Below are 16,737 nucleotides of genomic sequence, written 5' to 3'. Positions count from 1 at the left end.
CTGACAAATTATGCAACATCATTGCATTATTTGCAACAGCAGAGGTTGTCGATGCTCAAAGGTGAGCCGCTGCGGTTAGAGCGACTTTGTAAGCAGTACGGCAGCATACGAGCGGTTCGCGAGGTTTCGGTTCAGATCGAAGCTGGCGAGTTTGTCTCATTTCTCGGGCCTAGCGGGTCCGGCAAAACGACCACGCTGATGATGATTGCGGGGTTCGCAACGCCAACCGCAGGTCAAATCTTTATCGGTGCTCGACCAGTAACCGGGCTGCCAAACCCCCAATTCACATTGAGCCGGAAAAAGAGGAACTTAAAAATGCCGGTTCAAACTGGAACGCCCGCCGCCCGCACAGGGGGCGGCCCACCAGTCGGTCCGGTTCCAAGCGAATGAGCCTTCGATGGAGGGACGACAACAAGTACTGCTTGTCGGTGACGAGGGCCACGTGGAGGGGCCTTGTCATGGAGACGCTAGGCCATCGTTGCATGTACGTCGTGGATTGGTCCATTTAGAAGAGTCGACTAGGACGCCGAATATCCGCTTCTTTGGTGACGGTGGGGGCGGGCAGGGTTGCTGCTTTGCTGCCGCTGACTGTCGGAACCCTATTGAATGAAGAACTGCATGCTTTGCCCAATGCTTCTCGGGTGAAGCCGTACATTAGGGAGGAGGTTTGAAATGACAGATCCACTTAGCGGAATCACCTCGAATGCCTTGGCCAAGCAATCATGCTCTATTTACGGCAGCGCAGCCATGGCACTCGACAGGATCGATGCTCGTCTTCTTGATCTCGTCCAACGCAACAATCGTCTCAGTAGCGAAGAACTCGGCGCCAAAGTCGGCTTGTCTGCATCAGGAGTTCAGCGCCGACTGAAGCGCCTACGATCGGAACGCGTAATAGAAGCAGACGTATCAATAATTTCCCCAAAAGCGATAGGACGAAACGTGACCGCGTTGGTTCTCATCTCCTTCGAGCGCGCTCGGGCCGACGTCATTGATCGCTTCAAGCGGGCAATCTGCAAGATGACTGAGGTGATGAGTGGATTTTACGTTACGGGCCAGGCGGACTTTGTCGTGCTAGTTACAGCAAATAGTATGGAAGAATATGAGCACTTTACTCGACGCCTTGTACAGGAAAATCCAGATATAAAGCGCTTTGAAACCATGGTTGTTTTGGATCGGGTCAAAGCGGGCTTCAGTTTGCCAATGGCTTCTATCGCGTGCTGGTGACCAATCTTGACGTGACATCTGGCAGCCTGGTCTAGTACCAAGCATGATCTGTCCGCGCTTGCGCGAGCGGCTGGACAAGAGGCTCGCAAACAGGCGTTCGTGACTCAAGCTGACCGCAACCCTCACCGCCGCGGAACAGCGGCGCTGGATTGGTGCAGATAGACGATAGCCTCCTGTCGAGACAGATGACTTGACGTAATCTTGACGCGCTCATTCATCGCTTGCCTCCGTCGCCGGGCCGTTCTGAAGCAGGCGTGAGATGAGGCGCGCCAGAATCTCGATTGCCGCCATGCGGGCGGCTTCGTCGATTTGTTCCCACGCGACTGGCGCGCTTGGTGGAACATCGGGCTGATCGAAAAACTCCAGGTTCAATTGCATGGCGGCTCTCCTTGCACGGCGCCGATTCGACACCCCGGATGCAAAGAGCGTCGACGAGCTTGCGCAAGTGGAGCAAATCACCGAACCTGCCGAGATCGTGGACAGCGTCATCGGCATCGATTGGTGGCGTGCCTCCAAGTGGCTCCACCTTCCGATCGGTCCAGCTCGCCGGAATCAACGACCGACTGCCATCCGGCAGAATTGTGAGGAGATAGGGGATGTCGCGCTCCTAATGGTGCCGATCACGGCCAACGCCTGGCCTTCGAATGGGTGACGCTTGCGCGTGATCGTCACTGAAGCTGGAACATCATGGTGATAGGCAGTGTGTGGCGGCTTCCTTCGACACCATCGATCACACACACCTGCGCCGATTCCTCGATCAGCGAGTCACGGACGGCGTCGTCCGGGGGATGATTGATAAATGGCTGAAGGCGGGGGTGCTCGAAAAGGGCGTCCTGCGCCGCACGACTGGCGGAACGCCCCAAGGCGGCGTGATCTCGCCACTGCTTGCAAACATCTATCTGCACTATGTGCTGGATGAATGGTTCGAGCAGGTGGCACGACCGCGGCTCAAGGGGCGATGCCAACTGGTCCGGTACGCTGATGACGCGGTGATCGCCTTCGAGGACAATCTGTCCGCTCAGCGATTGCTGAATGTGCTGGGTAAGCGGCTCGGTCGGTACGGGCTTCAACTCCATCCGACCAAGACCGACCCGCTTCGTAGACTTCTGGTTCAAACGCCCGGATGGGCGTCACCCCGCGACGACGGGGACTACATTCAACTTCCTCGGCTTCACCCATGTGTGGGGCCAATCGAGGAAGGGTAAGAATGTCGTCCGACAGATAACGGCAAAAGACCGTTATGCCCGGCGCTGGCCTCTGTGACGGAATGGTGTCGGCTCAACCTACACCGTCCGTTCCGGGAACAGCCCGCGCACTTGTCGCGGGTGATCCGGGGGGCACCGCGCCTACTACGGCATCTCCAGCAACGGCCGACGGATCAGGGTATCACCACCAGATCACACGGATATGGAAGAAATGGCTTGCGCGGCGTGGCCGCCACCACAATCTGCCGTGGTCGCGCTTCCGGGCCATGCTCGCGCGACACCCGCTGCCGACAGCCAAGATCGTCCACCAATATGCCGTCCCGTGAGCGAAGCTTACGCGTGAAGAACCGGATGCGGGTAATCCGCTCGTCCGGGTCTGTGAGGGGCGGGGATGGCAACATCCCCGCCTACTCGGCAGAGGGCGGGCGTCACCGGGCCGGGCTTGCGCGCCGGATCATAGAGCACGTTGAAGCCGCTATAGGCGTCGGCCTGCAGAATGCCGCCAAAGCCCTGCAGATGCGTAGCCGGATGCTCGCTGCGGCGGTCGCGCGAGGCATAATACACCGCCGCCGGCGGTGCACGGCCGCCGAAGGGCCGATCGTCGCGCACATAGGTCCAGATCCGCTCGGTCACGATCTTGGCTGACGCCAGGATCGGCACCGTGGTGTCATCTATCGCCATGCAACCGCTCGGCCGCCAGCACATGGGTCTCGATCAGACGGTAGAGCGGCATCGCGGCCCACACCCCGGCGCCGACCTGATCGGCCAGCGTCGAAACCGACAGGTCGATCCCTTCGCATTTGAAGCGTCGGCTCTGGCGGTTCAGCGGCAAATGCTGAACGAACTTGTCGACCAGGATGGTCGCCAGCAGCTTCGGCCCAATAAAGCCGCGCGGCGTCGCATGGAACGGTGCTGGCGGCTGCGCGATCGTCTCGCGGTCCCGGCATGTGAACTTCTCGCGGACCGTTTCGATGACCTTCCACTGGCGCGGGATTACCTCCAGCGTTTCGGTTACGTCCTCGCCGCCGCAGCTTCAGCCGCGAGCTCGTCCTCCGTCGCCGCTGCCTCAAGCTCTTCCAGCGTAAGCTCCTTCTGGTCGAGAAGGCGCTCCCCGTACGCTGGCCGTAAAGTTCGCGGCGCAGCTTTTCGATCATGAGCTGCTGATGCGCGATCCACGATCGCGATCCGACCCGGCGATGGACATCGTGAGGATTGCGAGGCCTCCGCAGGGACTATCGGTTCCGGTAACGGCGGCGGATTTCTTGCTGAAGTTTCGCCGCTGACGATTGCAGGTGCAAACACCCTGGCCTCATCCGTCTCGACAAGCCGGCCTTGCCGGGCCAGCCGGCGCCACGTGAACAATTGGCTCGTAGACAGCCCGTGCCGCCGCGCCGTCACCGACACGAGCCATGGCCCACTATAGCTCTCTGCCACGATCCGCTGCTTCTCTTCCGACGTCCAGCGGCGCCGGGCACCCGTTGAAATGACGTCCAGTCAGGAGACCTTCGGAATAGGCGTATGGTCAGTCATACGCCTATGTCTTCACCGCTACCTCGCATCGCGCAAGGCGGGCTTCGCCGGCTTTCAATTACCCACATTTCCAGCCGATGCGATTTCGGCGCCGAGTTCGATATCTGTGAGTCTCGAGAGGCCGCGCCAGATGACAACATTTCCAGGTGGCGGATCGCCGGCCCTGGCCAAGTAGCCACCTAGTCGTGCAAGCTTGGTAAGGTAAAATGCAAGGGTTCCAGGGCGACATCGTCGATGGCTGGCGCCGCTGATGAGTTGATCGAGCAATGCGATCTCGGTGTCCGTCAATGCGAGCTTCGGTGACGCGTCTGGGGCGATGCGATTGAGCATGGTGAGCCAGAGGACGCGCCAGCTGAGAATGCAGAAGACCGCCATTAGATTGGCGAGTCGCTCCGCGGTCCGAAGTTTTGAGTCTTCCGCCTTGCAACCCGATTTCAGGATTTTGTGGAACACCTCGATTTTCCACCGCATGGCGTACCAGTTGATCTTCTCGATTGCCTCGGAGCGCCTGCGGACGGCTAGGTCCGTGATGAGCTTCCACTCAATCGGTTTACGGCCCTTTGGCGTACCGCGCTCGGTGGCATGGATTATAGTCAGGTCGAGGGCTGGATAACGTTTCTGCTTCCCGATGGGAGGCAAGACTGCGATCCGCTTGAATTTGATTTCCAGCGCGGCCTTCGTCGTCTCGCCCTTGTCATTGCGCACGTCGATATAATGCAAGCCTTTGACGCTGGTCTCTTCCATCTCGGTTGCAATCGTATGACCTCCATCGCCCGCCAGCCGATCGACGCAGGCGCGGACCAGGAAGTGAGCGCCAGGCTCTTGCGTCAGGCAATACAATTCGTAGATGTCGCTTTCGCGGTCACCGATATGAATGCAACGCTCCGGCTGTCCGAGCCGCTCGATCGATTGCCTGAGATTGTCGAGCCAGCGAACGCTCTCCTTCTTCTCGATCGGAACGCGGGTCGGGTTGACCTTCTTCTTGAGCTGCGCTGTGCCTTTGAACTTTTTCCGTGTCCAGAACTTCACCGCCGCCAATCCCAGCGGTAGGCCCTCGACAGTCACGGCCAGACTGGAATGCATCAGCATTCCGCAGACCGTGTGATGGCGCCAACGGCCATCCTTGTCCCGGCCGCTGTTGACGCTCTTGGTCAGGCCGATAGCGCTCGTGTTCGCGCGCTGGTAGGAGAATTCCGTCGTGTCCTGAATGAGGAGAATTGGGCCTGTACAATGATCGTAGCGCGCGCGTGTGGCGGCGAAGTGGCCGCTGAGGATGTCGGCTTCCTCCACGCGCTCGTTGGCGAAGAAGCGGTAGGCCGCCTTCGTGTTCGCCCAGTCCTGGCACGCGAACGGTATGCTCCCGCCCATGCCGTCACCAATTTGCTTCAACGGCTCGCCAAATCGCTGACCAAGACGGGCATCCTTGAAAGCTGTCTTGTCGATCTCGCGCTCAGTCCAGTGTTCGACGACGCTTTCATCACCATCATCCTGGCGACCATCCGGGCCGGCCGACCAACGAGACGTCGCTCCGCTTGAACACATCAAGGCACCTCGTCGTCGCGATTCAGGTGCTCGACAATGAATCACAAGCGATTCATCCGATTCAAGATTTTTCGATTAGGGCTACTGCAATCGAATCAAGCATTTGTGGGTAATTGAAAGCTTCGCCGGACGGATACGCTCGCAGGGGGATTTGGCTGGAGCTCTCGAGCTCGGCCGCACTTGCGTGCCGTAGACTTGATCGCACCTTCCGCTGCGACGCCGTCGTGTGCGGACGCCAGATCTTCACTGAGCGCTTCGCCGACTGGATATCGGCTCCATCGGCGCGATGCAAAGTGAGTCAGAGCCAAATTGGCAAGCCAATTGACAGGTACGAATCGCGCCAATGTGTCACCATTCGAACACACGCTCGTGAGCACAAGCGCGATCCGTACGTTTCGTCCCAAACTTATGTCTTGGTCATGAACGCAATATGTCAAAGTCATCCTGCAAGTCGCGGCTTGGCTCGTATCGGGGCGTTTACTGGACCATTAACACGTTCGATACGGCGCCCTAGGCCGAAATATTGGGGACGAAGATTGGCTAGTCTCGGTGTGGTATCGAGCGGCCACTTTTGAGGTGAACAATTGGAGACGACTATTATGAAGATGGCGAAGAGTCTTTTGCTCGGGTCAGCCGCGAGTCTGATCGCCCTAGGTGGAGCACGGGCTGCCGATCTTCCCGTGAAGGTAAACCCGATTGAATACGTGAGGACATGCTCTCTGTATGGCTCTAGATTCTACTACATCCCGGGCACTGACACTTGCATCAAGCTGGGTGGGTATCTGCGCGCCCAGGCAGAATTCAACTCCAATAGTTTCAATCTAAACCCCGACTTTGGTCCGGGTGGTGCAGCGAACCGCTTCAGCAATCACTATACGGCCCGCGCTCGTCAACACCTGAGCATTGATACGCGCACCGCAACCGACTATGGCGTTGTTCGGACCTACTTTGAAGGTGTCTTTCAATGGGCATCGGGGACCTACAGCGGGCTAGGAAATGGCTCGACCGTTTACCAGTCGATCGGCGGAGTTTCGGCGCCGAACAACGCGAACCCGGGCGCTGTCGCTGGCGGTACGTTCGGCGTTTGGTACGCTTTTATCCAGTTCGCTGGCTTCACGTTCGGTAAGGCAGGTTCGCAGTTCTCCACGCCTTGGGGCGAGTATCCCGGAAACTACAGTGAACTCCCGGGCAGCGGGCCCTGGGACCAAGTGAACCAGTTCACCTATACTGCTGACTTCGGCCAAGGCATCACGGCCTCGTTCTCGGCCCAGGATCAAGTCCAACATGACACATCCAACATCTGGAACGTGAGCGCAGCGACGGCTGCAGGTCTCGCGACTGGTACGTACGGTGGCAACGACATCGGGGGTACGGTAGCTCCGGACCTCATCGCGATGGTTCGCGTTGACCAGGCTTGGGGCCTCTTCCAAGCGTCCGTAGCGGCGCATGTCAACCATGCTGCCTACTATGGCGCGACCGAACTCTCCGGCCATCCGGACGACAAGTGGGGTTGGGCTGGTCAGCTGGGACTGTCCATCAAGAACATCCCGACCGGCCCCGGTGACTCGATCAACATGTCAGGCGTGTATGCGAATGGTGCAAGCCGTTATGCCTTCAACGATTATATGTCGGCCACCTACGCGAGGTACGCTGGAACTAATTTGGCGGGTGCTTACCAGAGCGTCGGACTTGCTGGTCTTTCTGATTCCGTGTTCGTTGCAGGCGCTGGCCAGCAGTTGACCACGGCGTTTGGCTTCAACGGCGCCTACAACCACAACTGGGATCCACACTGGGCTAGCAGCATCTTCGGTGGGATTGGCGCTGTGCGCTATAACAGCACAGCCAAGGGCTACATATGCAATGCGTTCGTCACGGGCCTCGCGCTTTCGAGCGGGATTGCGGGCTGTAACCCCGACTTCAACTATGCCGTTGTCGGTACAAAAACCTCGTGGACCCCGGTTAAGAATCTAACCTTCCTAGCGGAACTCTCTTACAGCATGCTGGACCAAAAGTACGCGACCGGAAGCACGGTGCTGCTGCCGCTGCAATCGGGTATCGGAAAGCCGCCTGCTGTGTATGAGCTGAAGGACCAAAGCAGCTTCGCGTTCCGGCTCCTTGTTCAGCGCAACTTCTGAGTCTCTGTCCAATTGCCAAGGAGAAGAAGCGGCACCTGTACCTAAGTTTAGCCTCCAAGAAGGCCTCCGGCGTGCCCGCGGGAGCCCTTCTTTTGTTTGCAGGACTCCAGGTCGGAGCGGAAAATTGGGCATTGCTCGTCTCCATCGTGGTGACCTGCAAGCGCAGCAACGTCAATCCCGTCGCCTACATCGGGCGAAACCCTGCAGATCATCCTCAACGGTCATCCGCAAAGCCAGATTGAGGGCCTCATACCCTGGCGCTTCCACCGGCCATCGTTAAGTCAAGGAATAAAGAGTCTGGCCCTAGCGCTTACGATTTGCCGACGTTCGGTCAGAATGATACGAGCCGGACGGCTGCGCCAATAACTCTGCGAAGTGTCGGCACGGAGAAGCAAGATCGCCGCGGCGGGGCGGAGAGATCAGCTTGTGCTCTTACTGATGCCCACAGAGTCCATTTCATCGACGAGATCGTCAGCCGCCGCAACGTCCGCAATGCCAAGCGCATCGACCTCGAACGCGCCGAACTGCAGCCCCTGCCGGGCCAGCGCACCTCGGATTACGAGGAAGTCGGCGTCCCCGTCACCTCCTCGGGCGGCTTCACGCTGCTCAAGGTGTTCTACACCGTGCCCTCGCGCGCCTGATCGGCCATCGGCTCCGAGTGCGCCTGTTCGACGACCGGCTGGACCTGTTCATCGGTGGCACCCCGCTCATGACCCTGACGCGGGGACGCCCTCATGCTTCCGGCAAGCACGACCAGGTGGTTGACTATCGCAATGTCATCCATTCGCTTCGCAGGAAGGCGATGGCGCTGCTCAGCCTCGTCTATCGCAATCAGCTGTTTCCACGCGACGCTTACCGGCGAATCTTCGACACGCTCCTGATGCGCCTGCCGGAGCGTCAGGCCTGCCGCGTCATGGCCGATCTGCTCGCGCTCGCCCATGAGGGCGGCTGCGAGAGCGAACTGGCCGACAAGCTTTCCACCGCTCTGGAGACCGGGCATTTGCCGGACATGGCCGGTTTGCGGGCCCACTTCGCGCCCGATCCCGCCGCACTGCCGAACGTCGAGATCCGCCTCGTGCCGCTCAATGTCTATGAAGCCCTGATCGGTGCCGGCCTGACCATGGGAGACGCAGCATGAAGGCGAACAGCACCATCGATACCGCCAAGCTTGGCATCCTTCTCAACGAACTGCGTCTTCTTGCCATCAAGCTCATATGGCCCAAATTTGCCGAACAGGCCGATAAGGAAGGCTGGCCCGCTGCCCGTTTCTGCGGATACCGATTTATTCCGGCCGGGTATTGGACGAACCCGCTCCGCGGGAGGGTATCCGCGTTGAACGCGGCGTATCCCCCTTGAAGCCAGCCCGTGTCTCTGACTGACCCCAGCACCACCCGCACGGCGACGTAATCCACCCGATTTCAGAAGCGTGCCCCTACAAGATGGTGTTGCTGCCCGCGCGCAGCGTCCCTCTTGTCAAGGAGTACGCTATGACCTCGCTTCGGTTACGCATGATGGAAGAATGCAGGTCCGCAACCTGTCGCGACACCAGCAGGATTCGTATTTGCTGCAGGTTTCGCAGTTCGCCCGGCATTTCGCTAAATCGCCAGCTTTGCTCGGCCCGGAGGATATCCACGCCTACCAGGTCTATTTGACGAACGAGAAGAAGCTGGCGCCACGCTCGGTGCAAGTGACCGTCGCAGCGCTTCGATTTCTCTACCGCGTCACGCTCGGCCTCGATTGGGATTTCGACCGGATCATTCCGTGCCCAAAGGCGCCAAAGACACTGGCCGTCATTCTCAGCCTCGAGGAGGTGCTGCACTTCCTTGGCTGCATCGAGAGCTTCAAACACCAGGCGATCCTGACGACATGCTATGCTGCCGGCCTAAGTATTTCCGAGGCGACCCGGCTGAAGCCTGAGGCTATCGATCGCCAGCGCATGGTGCTGCGCGTCGAGCAAGGCAAGGGACAGAAAGACCGCTACGTCATGCTGTCGGCCAGGTTGTTGGAGGTGCTGACGGACTATTGGCGCGCCGTGCGACCAACCGGGGCATGGATGTTTCCCGGCGCCGTTGCTGGAGAACCGATATCGACAAGCGCCGTGGATGCCACCTGCCGCCAGGCACATCGGATGTCGAAACTCTCCAAGCCGGTAACACCGCATTCCCTGCGGCACGCATTTGCGGTGCACCTGCTCGAAGCTGGAACCGATCTCCGCACCATCCAGCTCCTGCTCGGCCATCGCAGCCTGTCAACGACCGCTCAATATCTGCGGATCGCCACCAACATGGTTTGCGCAGCGACGAGCCCGCTTGAACTGCTGCCGCGTCCGATCCCCAATTTCACCGTTCCCGACGAGATCGCCGCGATTGCCTTCCAGAATGCCAGCACGGTCTACAAGATCCTGTTCCACGCGGCCGCCGAGACGTTGCGCACCATCGCTGCCGATCGGCGATACCTCGGCGCGGAGATCAGGTTTTTCCCGGTGCTTCACACCTAGGGGCAGAATCTTAGCCATCATCCCCATCTCCACTGCGTCGTGCCCGGCGGCGGGCTTTCGCCGGACGGGAGCCGCTGGATCGCGTGCCCTCCCGGCTTCTTCCTACCAGTCGTCGTGCTCTCCCGACTCTTCCGGCGATTATTTCTCGAAGGCCTGCAAAGGGCATTCGATGCCGGTGAGTTGCGATTCTTTTCGTCATTGGAACGGCTGCGCGATCTCGTCGCATTCCGGCGCTACCTAGATTCCGCCCGCCAGGTCAACTGGGTATATGCCAAGCCACCCTTCGCGGGCGCTGAGCAGGTTCTGGCCCCGTCGGTCGGTCAAATTCCTCAGGCATGATCACCTGAAACCTCCCCATCTGATGATCGCCGGCGGCGGCGCTGATCAGCGGCGGCCGGTCAAGCAGGACGTTTATTTTCGTCCCTTCAACCAGGAAGGGGATGGGGAGTTGAACGTCTTGAAGCCACACCTGCAAAGCACGATATTTACGTTACTTGATCGCAAGACCAGCCAGCGCGAGATCCAAAGACTGACGGGGGTGGATCGGAAGACGATCCGCCGGTACCGAGCGCTGCTGGCCGCGGGGGAGGCAAACTCCCCCGGGGAAGTGACCACCGGCTCGAAGGGCGGGGAAAGCCAAATTCCCCCAGCCCGACCACCTGTTGTTGAGGCGTCGGCAACGTCGGTCACCAACGGCTTGGCCCGCTCGGCCTGCGAACCGCATCGGGCGTGGATCGAACAGCAGGTCCGCCTGAAGCGGAACGCGCAAGCGATTTATCAGGACCTTGTCGATCAATTTGGCTTTCTGCCCAGCTATGAAAGCGTCACGCGGTTTGTCCGCACGCTGCGGCAGAGCGATCCTCGGCAGTTTGATCGTCTTGAGTTCCTGCCTGGCGAGGAGGCCTAGGTCGACTATGGCGAGGGCGCGCTGACGGTTGATCCGAAGAGCGGCCGGTACCGCCGCCCACGCCTGTTCGTGATTGACCCGCGCGATGTTCCAGGAGAAGAAGCCGCACCTGCGGCCGTTGCCCGTGGCTGCCTTCCGCACCTTCACCGAAGTTGTCCGGACCGTCTGTGACGATACCACCGTTCATGTCGATAGCAGCTATTACGCCGCGCGGCTCGCGCCCATTGGCAGCCAGATGGTGGTGCGGATCTACACCTCGACGATCGAGATCCGTGACCGCCGCACCCATGCATTGCTGCGCGTTCATTCCCGGATGGCGCACCCCCGTTCGGTCGTCCTGCCGAACAACGAACGCCGTTCAATCCGTTACGGCAGACCGCCGTCCTGCTGTCGAGCGCCGGCCGCATCGGCCCGCAGACCAAGGCACTGTGCCAGCAGATGTTCGATACCGAAGGCCGGGTTGGCCAGCGCGCGATGCGGGGCATTGTCGGACTGAGCCGGAAGTATCCTGCCCGGCTGGTCGAACAGGCCTGCGCGCACGCCATCAGCAACCGCATCTACCGTTACAAGCACGTGCGCGCGACCGTCGAGCGGTTGTTCGAACAGGCGCTCGAGCGGATTGAAGGGGCGCCACAGCTTGCACTGCAGCTTATGCAGCATCATCCGCTGATCCGTGCCGCTGCGGAATATGGCGAATTCTTCAGCTGCGCTGTGCGGCACGGGGCCGGCAACGATGGCCTGCGGAGCGACACCAGCTCCGACGCCACGAGCGCTCCCGCTGCTTCCCCCCAACCGGAGACCCAACCACATGACAATGACCATGCCGGAAATCGAACGCTGCTTGCGCCAACGGCGCCTGTTGGGCGTCCGCGACACGCTGCAGACGCGCGTGCTGCAGGCGCAGGGCAGCAACCGGCCCTTTCTCGAGACCTTCTCCTTGATCCTGCAGGACGAACTGGATCGTCGTCAGTCCCGCCTCATCGAGCGCCGGTACCAGCAATCCGGGCTCGAAGAAAGGCTGACGCTCGCCGAGTTCGACTGATCGTTCAATCCAAAACTGCCGCGCCAGAGCTGCTTCCAGCTCCAAACGCTGGCTTCATGGCCGCCGGCGAGAACGCACTGCTCGTTGGCAAACCCGGTACCGGGAAATCGCACATCGCCAAGGCGATTGCCTATCAGGCGACCCTGCAGGGCCACAAGATCCAGTATATCGAGACCGATGACTTCTTCCATCGCTACTGAGCCCCTCGCGCAGCGTGAGGTCCGGCTGCGAAACATCATCGACTGCGACCTCCTCGTACTGGGCGATCTGTTCCTCTCCCGTACCATCCCCGACGACGCCGGCAGCTTTGCTGCAGACCCTGATCCATCAGCGCTACAAATTGCGGCGCCGCAGCGTTATCGTCACCTCCAATCGTGTCGCGCAAGGCACGGGGAACATACCGCGGCGACAACACCATGAGCATTACGATACTCGATCGCCTGATGCACCATCGCCATCTGCTCGAGTTCGATGGTCGCAGCTATCGCCTCAAGCAGGCCGCTGAAACCCCTGCCCTTGAAACAAGGTCAAACTAACAATCCATCCGTGTCCTGCTTCACGGGTGGGGGAGTTTGACCGACCACTCCTGGGGGAATTTGAACTGACCGCCCGGGGGTTCTGGAATATGTCGGACGCTACACACACCGGGTGGCAATCGCCAACAACCGGATCGTCGATATCGAGGATGGCAAGGTACGCTTCCGGTGCAAGGACTATCGCAACGACAACCGGCAAAAGGTGATAACGCTCGACGCCGGCGAGCTCATCCGGCGTTTCCTCGTCCATGTCCGTGGCATGTGGCTGATCTCGGATCTATCGCTCGATAGTACGTGATATTTGGCAGTGCGTGGATCGCGATATGGCAAAGGTGGCGACGCCGAAGCCGAGAAATGCGCTACCCGCACACATCAGCACGATCAGCCCGAAAGAGAGTTCATCACCCAGAATCGAGAAGAGAATTCCGTTGCCTGCGAAGCCGCCGTAGGTGCAACTTTGAAACAGGCCGGAGAGGCGGCCAGCCCGATCCGGTGCCACCGACGAAACCATGTACGTGTGAGCGGAAACCGCAAATATTTGGCTCAGGCCGAGCATCGCGCTGCTGGAAGCGACTACCAGTGCCAGGCTAGCATCGAGTGACATGGCTACCAAGGATGCCGACGTTAGTGCCGCTGCGCCGGCTATCGTGGGCAGGGCGCCTAACCACTCGAAGATTGGCTTAACGGATAACGCGCCCAAAAGGCCGAAAACGCCATTCGTCATTACAATTGCCAAGAGGACCCGTCTGTCAAGACCTCCTCCAGCCGTTGCACGTATTGCAGGATAGATGTTGATGATTCCAGCGCCCAAATTAAGAAGAAAAACTGCAAAAAGGGCGGGGTAGAGGGGCGTCAAATCTAGGATAGTACCGGAAGGAGGCTTTCCGAATGTACCTGCCGCTTTCCTCGAATGTTGCCTGATAACAAAGAGCACTATCAGCGAAACCAATGCCGCCGTTATGTTGAGCGCTAGGACTCCGGGCAAGCGCAATGGCCCCACGAGCATGGCAGCTGCAAACATTCCCAGTAGATATGTGAGCCACTCGATATTGGTAATATTGCCTAACACGGAGATCATGCCGTCTTCTGGTGTGATGCGCCGGAAGTAAGAGACTTGGGCCGACAAGTAGATGGGTTGGACTAAGCTCAAGACGACGATGGAAACGTAGGTCGAAAAGGAGTTAATCTCTATCGAACAAAAGATGGAAAGGAGCGCACAAACGCGAATGGCATTAACGATCATCATGACCGTCAGCGGATCGTCTCTGTCGACCAGGGGGGACAAGAAGAGGCTGCCGAGCGTGATAGGAGCAAAAATGACCGCAACTCCAACGCCCGCCGCACTCATATTGGATTGAAGGAGGCCAATCAGGATGCCGACTCTGAATGCCCAACTACCGATCTGAATGATAAGAAACGACAGATACATGAGTTGTCGTGTGCTCGTTATGCTCATCGCTAGACGATGCCCAGCGAAGCGTCATTGAGTCGGGCAAGTTTGATTGCGGTCGGGTTCGCAAACGAGAAAATGCCGTGGTGCCATGTCCCGCGAGATATCGGTACGATAAAGCCCTGAGGATCAGATACGTACCTCCGGGGCGGTTGACGAGATTGAGATACTCTGGCTGGCCCGGGTTCAAGAAGAAGGGGATTGAAGTAAAGGTAACCAGCCTGTCTGGACGTAGAAATCGTCTTGTCGGTGGTCAGTAGAACAACTGCAGCTCTTACTAGCCTGCCCAACAATGCGCCGATTCCGAACGCTGGCTCGCTCAGCTCGCGCCAAGTTGTGCCGTCGATGACGTCATACCAACGACGACTGTCCGGAACACGCACATCGATCAGCGGTGGGGTAACAGCGACCCCGTTTGGGGCGCGATAAACGTTCTCGCAACCAAGCGACAGCCCGATATCGCCCTCAATTTGGTGTGCATCCCCTTGCAAGAAAACACGGCATACGTTGGCAGGAACCCCAATGTCGTCAACCCGATCGCAAGTGAAAACGCAGTGCTTTAGCGCTTCGGACGGAGCGCGCCTGGCAACTTCACTGAACTTCAAAGTTGTAACCCCTCATTCCCTGACATGCCGTATCGCGCGGCCGCTAAGTTGGAGAGCGAGCCAGCGCCGGCTCGCTTGGAACCTGGCTCATGGGCTTGGGTAAGACGCAGGCTGTCTCCTTCGTTGGGGACCAAGATCAGCTTGCACACTCATCTGGATATGTTCGAGGGTAGGGCCATAGTCCGGGTCCCTACCGATCTCGGCCGCGGCTGTGGCATGGTGAAGCGACCTATCTCGCTCGCCCGCCTTAAAATACTCAGTGGCCGGATTGTTGTGCATGAGCGCGTGCCAGGGATTGAGGTCAAGTGCCCGACGATAGTACGCAATGCTCTCGCTACCATTGCCAAGCTCGGAATAAGCGAGGCCGAGATTGCTTTGCAAATCGGCGCTTTGGGAGTTGATCTCGGACGCGGAGAGATAGGATTGTAGCGCAGCTTTCACCTTGTTTTGCCCCATCAGAATGTTGCCCTTCCCGAAGTGAGCTCGCCATTCGTTCGGCTTGATTGTGAGTGCTCTGTCGAGGTCGCTCAGGGCGCCAGCGGCGTTGCCCATTCTGGCGCGTAATGTTGCCCTGTTGAGATGGGCTTCATAGTAGGGCGGGCAAAGCTCAATCGCACGGGCAGATGCCTCTAGAGCCTCGGCTTCACAGCTAGGTACTTTTGAAAGCAGGTTCCCCAAGTCGTTCTGATATTCTCCATAGTAGGGATCGTAGGCGATAGCCTCACACAATCTCCCGATCCAAGGCGCCGAGCGCCGGGTCGGCAAAAATCTCCCCGAATAGCTAAACCATAAGTCATACAGTCCGATGCTTTGCAGGATCTCACTCGGCTCGGCGAGTAACTCCTGCCGCTTGTATTTGTCCCGAGCAGAGGGCGCACGAAGTATGACGAGCGGTGCCTCGCCGGCGAGATATCGATCCAGGCATCCGCGATGTAACTGCTCGTGCAGATGATCTGCAGTCGCGTGCTCGAAAACTGCATAGTTGCGCTGCGCGATCAGATCAGGCGTCGTACGATTGGACTCGATATATGGTTTCAGAAGACTGCGCCGTTCACCGCCGGTGAGGCTGGCTAAATAGAGGTCCACAATCGCTATTGGGTCGAGATAGCCAACCGGTAATCCGGCCGCCTCACATTTGCTCAAAGCCTCCGCGATCAGCGGATTTCCGCCACTCGCCTCAAAGATCTGTCGTTGCTTCTCCAGAGCGATATCCCGACTAAAGATCGGCGCTAGTTCGTGCGGACTGTATCTGTCGAAGTACAATTCATTGGCATCAGGAGAATAAAGACATTGTTCATAGTCGATCACGATAAATCGAAACAGACTCGCACCGTTTTCCAACCTGACGAGAAGTTTGACGAGATTCTTGGTCGAATTGAACAGGGCAGGCGCCCGATCGATAACGGCTACGTGCCTTTCGTTCCGTTCCCGAGCGCATCCGATCAGAAATTCCGCTAATCCGACTAGCAGCTTGCTTTGATATTCGTGATGGTAGAAGCGTGTGCGCTCCTCTTTGGTCGATGTGTTGGTGAGATCCTTCGGGATGGTAAAGGCGTCGCTGACCATGAGAGGGATCAGCGGCTTTAAGGATTGCTGTGCCGCTTCGACCAGTTGTGGCTTGTTGTCCGTAGCCCATCTCAGTTCGGTGTCGATAACTTCTTGCAGACCTGCGAGGTAGCCGCCGGCGCGCCAGTCGCCGTCTGTGATGGATAGGACTGACGTAGAGTTGGAGAGCGCCAATTTGATCGTCGGCACCGGCGCCATGCCTAGTTCTGCCGTCAAAATCGTGATCGGACTGGCGTCGACAGATGTTGAGATAGCCGGAGCAATGCGCAGCTGGATCAAATCAACCATGTTACTCTCCTGAACCTGTCACAAAGGCGGGCGATTGAAGGACCATCCTCCGATGCTCATTCCGCTGTGCCTGTCACAAGATATCCAGGGCTACCCGTCGACCAGCTTAGACCGTACCTTTGTACAGAGTGGTCGTGCGGATAGTCGTCCTGATTTCAGCAATCTTCTTTTTCATCGCGCTTTGCTTCCTCTACATGCATGAGTAACTCG

9 protein-coding genes and 8 pseudogenes are annotated in these 16,737 nt (G+C 58.6%); 11 read left to right on the top strand and 6 right to left on the bottom strand.

Annotated features, from left to right (window positions below; translation table 11 throughout):
* Positions 1-51 precede the first annotated feature (51 nt).
* Together ACFFWD_RS00550 and ACFFWD_RS00545 are read left to right on the top strand one after the other, a co-directional pair.
* Positions 52-390 carry an ATP-binding cassette domain-containing protein gene (locus ACFFWD_RS00550; protein ID WP_376960359.1) on the top strand — a complete coding sequence of 113 codons (339 nt, stop codon included), beginning with the start codon at positions 52-54 and terminating at the stop codon, positions 388-390.
* Positions 391-747: 357 nt separating this feature from the next.
* A complete protein-coding gene (locus ACFFWD_RS00545; RefSeq protein ID WP_376960393.1) occupies positions 748-1,224 on the top strand; it encodes an Lrp/AsnC family transcriptional regulator in 477 nt (158 codons plus the stop codon).
* A 210-nt stretch (positions 1,225-1,434) separates the two neighbouring features.
* Here the strand turns inward: ACFFWD_RS00545 and ACFFWD_RS00540 are convergent, their stop codons facing one another.
* Positions 1,435-1,602, bottom strand: a complete 168-nt coding sequence (locus ACFFWD_RS00540; RefSeq protein ID WP_376960357.1) for a hypothetical protein — start codon at positions 1,600-1,602, stop codon at positions 1,435-1,437.
* 326 nt (positions 1,603-1,928) lie between these two features.
* Between ACFFWD_RS00540 and ACFFWD_RS00535 the strand changes: the two genes are divergently transcribed.
* Positions 1,929-2,429 (top strand): reverse transcriptase domain-containing protein, encoded by a 501-nt coding sequence (locus tag ACFFWD_RS00535; RefSeq protein ID WP_376960356.1) that lies wholly within the window; start codon positions 1,929-1,931, stop codon positions 2,427-2,429.
* A 414-nt stretch (positions 2,430-2,843) separates the two neighbouring features.
* On the opposite strand, the pseudogene tnpC reads toward ACFFWD_RS00535, so the two are convergent.
* The 3 genes and pseudogenes from tnpC to ACFFWD_RS00520 form a co-directional block, all read right to left on the bottom strand.
* Positions 2,844-3,658: pseudogene (gene tnpC / locus ACFFWD_RS00530) on the bottom strand (IS66 family transposase); the annotation flags it as partial.
* Between the two features lie 139 nt (positions 3,659-3,797).
* Positions 3,798-3,863 (bottom strand): annotated as a pseudogene (locus tag ACFFWD_RS00525) (hypothetical protein); the annotation flags it as partial.
* Positions 3,864-4,013: 150 nt separating this feature from the next.
* Positions 4,014-5,501 carry an IS4 family transposase gene (locus ACFFWD_RS00520; RefSeq protein ID WP_376960354.1) on the bottom strand — a complete coding sequence of 496 codons (1,488 nt, stop codon included), beginning with the start codon at positions 5,499-5,501 and terminating at the stop codon, positions 4,014-4,016.
* A gap of 599 nt (positions 5,502-6,100) precedes the next feature.
* Here ACFFWD_RS00520 and ACFFWD_RS00515 point away from each other — a divergent pair.
* The 8 genes and pseudogenes from ACFFWD_RS00515 to ACFFWD_RS00480 form a co-directional block, all read left to right on the top strand.
* Entirely contained in the window at positions 6,101-7,636 is a 1,536-nt protein-coding gene (locus tag ACFFWD_RS00515) for a porin (RefSeq protein ID WP_376960352.1), read from the top strand.
* Between the two features lie 455 nt (positions 7,637-8,091).
* Positions 8,092-8,774, top strand: a pseudogene (locus tag ACFFWD_RS00510) (IS21 family transposase); the annotation flags it as partial.
* Positions 8,771-8,992: a hypothetical protein gene (locus tag ACFFWD_RS00505; RefSeq protein WP_376960395.1), complete on the top strand. Its 222-nt coding sequence runs from the start codon at positions 8,771-8,773 to the stop codon at positions 8,990-8,992. The pseudogene ACFFWD_RS00510 and the gene ACFFWD_RS00505, both read left to right, overlap by 4 nt.
* 131 nt (positions 8,993-9,123) lie before the next feature.
* Positions 9,124-9,971: pseudogene (locus tag ACFFWD_RS00500) on the top strand (tyrosine-type recombinase/integrase); the annotation flags it as partial.
* Between the two features lie 3 nt (positions 9,972-9,974).
* Positions 9,975-10,439, top strand: a pseudogene (locus tag ACFFWD_RS00495) (IS91 family transposase); the annotation flags it as partial.
* Positions 10,440-10,623: 184 nt separating this feature from the next.
* A pseudogene (locus ACFFWD_RS00490) lies at positions 10,624-11,814 on the top strand (IS21 family transposase); the annotation flags it as partial.
* 40 nt (positions 11,815-11,854) lie between these two features.
* Positions 11,855-12,618, top strand: a pseudogene (locus ACFFWD_RS00485) (ATP-binding protein).
* Positions 12,619-12,697: 79 nt separating this feature from the next.
* Positions 12,698-12,871 (top strand): annotated as a pseudogene (locus ACFFWD_RS00480) (transposase); the annotation flags it as partial.
* 24 nt (positions 12,872-12,895) lie between these two features.
* Here ACFFWD_RS00480 and ACFFWD_RS00475 read toward each other — a convergent pair.
* Together ACFFWD_RS00475 and ACFFWD_RS00470 are read right to left on the bottom strand one after the other, a co-directional pair.
* Positions 12,896-14,047, bottom strand: a complete 1,152-nt coding sequence (locus ACFFWD_RS00475; protein ID WP_376960350.1) for an MFS transporter — start codon at positions 14,045-14,047, stop codon at positions 12,896-12,898.
* A gap of 713 nt (positions 14,048-14,760) precedes the next feature.
* Positions 14,761-16,527 (bottom strand): tetratricopeptide repeat protein, encoded by a 1,767-nt coding sequence (locus ACFFWD_RS00470; RefSeq protein WP_376960348.1) that lies wholly within the window; start codon positions 16,525-16,527, stop codon positions 14,761-14,763.
* Between the last annotated feature and the right edge of the window lie 210 nt (positions 16,528-16,737).

Source organism: Bradyrhizobium erythrophlei (assembly GCF_042430365.1).
In the GTDB taxonomy this organism is placed as follows: Bacteria; Pseudomonadota; Alphaproteobacteria; order Rhizobiales; family Xanthobacteraceae; genus Bradyrhizobium; species Bradyrhizobium erythrophlei.
This window is presented reverse-complemented; position numbering and strand designations above follow the sequence as displayed.

What these genes read in the sequence shown, in the direction of transcription:
- ACFFWD_RS00470 (WP_376960348.1), bottom strand. Translation starts at nt 16,527, where the DNA reads ATGGTTGATTTGATCCAGCTGCGCATTGCTCCGGCTATCTCAACATCT.
- ACFFWD_RS00550 (WP_376960359.1), top strand. Translation starts at nt 52, where the DNA reads ATGCTCAAAGGTGAGCCGCTGCGGTTAGAGCGACTTTGTAAGCAGTAC.
- ACFFWD_RS00475 (WP_376960350.1), bottom strand. Translation starts at nt 14,047, where the DNA reads ATGTATCTGTCGTTTCTTATCATTCAGATCGGTAGTTGGGCATTCAGA.
- ACFFWD_RS00540 (WP_376960357.1), bottom strand. Translation starts at nt 1,602, where the DNA reads ATGCAATTGAACCTGGAGTTTTTCGATCAGCCCGATGTTCCACCAAGC.
- ACFFWD_RS00545 (WP_376960393.1), top strand. Translation starts at nt 748, where the DNA reads ATGGCACTCGACAGGATCGATGCTCGTCTTCTTGATCTCGTCCAACGC.
- ACFFWD_RS00520 (WP_376960354.1), bottom strand. Translation starts at nt 5,501, where the DNA reads ATGTGTTCAAGCGGAGCGACGTCTCGTTGGTCGGCCGGCCCGGATGGT.
- ACFFWD_RS00505 (WP_376960395.1), top strand. Translation starts at nt 8,771, where the DNA reads ATGAAGGCGAACAGCACCATCGATACCGCCAAGCTTGGCATCCTTCTC.
- ACFFWD_RS00515 (WP_376960352.1), top strand. Translation starts at nt 6,101, where the DNA reads ATGAAGATGGCGAAGAGTCTTTTGCTCGGGTCAGCCGCGAGTCTGATC.